Annotated in this window: 2 protein-coding genes; one reads left to right on the top strand and one right to left on the bottom strand. The window is 62.0% G+C overall.

Annotated elements, in window-relative coordinates; genetic code table 11:
• On the bottom strand, nucleotides 1-603 hold a 603-nt coding region (locus tag EN914_RS35985), incomplete at its 3' end, for a SurA N-terminal domain-containing protein (RefSeq protein ID WP_206527328.1).
• Nucleotides 604-748: 145 nt separating this feature from the next.
• Between EN914_RS35985 and EN914_RS35980 the strand changes: the two genes are divergently transcribed.
• A partial coding sequence (locus tag EN914_RS35980; protein WP_164779195.1) for a triose-phosphate isomerase occupies nucleotides 749-1,218 on the top strand: 470 nt, incomplete at its 3' end.

The raw sequence follows: 1,218 nt of genomic DNA, 5'->3' as shown, positions 1-1,218 counted from the left end.
GGCCTTGGGCAGCGTCAAATAGTCGATGGTGCGGTCTTCGCCGCGATAGAGCGCAACTGCCTTGAAGAAAGTGTCCGGAGCCTTGAGGCCGTCCGAGACCGCCTCGACAATCTGCTGGCGCACCGCCACCTGAGCACGGTTCTTCAAATAGTCCTCGGGTCGCATGCCAATCTGCTGCAGCATATATTCGAACGTTCTGCGATCGAACTGGCCGCCCGGGCCTTTGAAGGCCGGGTCTTCGCGTGTCAGCTCGGCCAGCCGATCCTTGGAAAGTCCGAGGCCCAGCTTGCGGGCCTGTTCATCGAGAACGGCACCCGAGACGAGCTGCGCCAACACCTGGTTATCGACACCGAGCGCCTTTGCCTGTTCGTGGCTGAGACGTTGGCCGAACTGCTGCGACATGACGGCGAGCTGGCGATCATAGGCGAGACGGTATTCGTTGATCGACACTTTGGTGCCGCCAGCGGTTATCACCGAATCATGGCCGGCCAAACCGCCCATCAGCCGTCCGGAAACGCCCCAGACCAAAAAGCTGAGCACCAGCAGCACCAACAGCCCCTTCGCGACCCAGGTGCCTGCCGCGCTTCTCAATATACCAAGCATTTTTACTTCCGATTTATGCGCATTTTCGCATGCGCCGAGTCTGAAACAAGCGCAATAGCGCCCTTCCGGCCCACTGTCGATTGCTTTGTGGCCTGATTTTGGTAGTGAGGGCCAGAGCCCCGATATCATCCGGAGAAGCAAACCCATGACGCCAGGAATTCGCCCGCTCGTCGCCGGCAACTGGAAAATGAACGGCACCAGCGCCTCCCTCAACGAGCTCAGGATGATCGGCAACGGCTTCATGAGTGGGCTTGACGCGGAGACCGAAGCGCTGGTTTGCGTTCCCGCAACCCTGCTTGCCCACGCCGCCGAGATCCTGTCGCGCACGCCGGTGCATGCCGGCGGCGAAGATTGCCACACCAAGGAGAGCGGCGCCTACACCGGCTGCATCTCGGCGGAAATGCTCAGGGATGCCGGTGCGAGCCATGTCATCGTCGGCCATTCCGAATGCCGCGAGCAACGCGGCGAGGATGACGCCACTGTCCAGGCCAAGGCATCCGCCGCATGGCGTGCCGGGCTTGTTGCCATCATTTGCGTCGGCGAAACGCATGAGCAGCGTGAAGCGGGCGCCACGCTGGACGTGCTGTCGCGGCAGGTCGAGGGCTCGGTCCCGCC

Source organism: Mesorhizobium sp. M7A.F.Ca.CA.001.08.2.1 (genome assembly GCF_003998455.1).
GTDB classification, from domain to species: Bacteria; Pseudomonadota; Alphaproteobacteria; order Rhizobiales; family Rhizobiaceae; genus Mesorhizobium; species Mesorhizobium ciceri.
The sequence above is the reverse complement of the archived record's forward strand: the minus strand, read 5'-3'. Positions and strand labels throughout refer to the sequence as shown.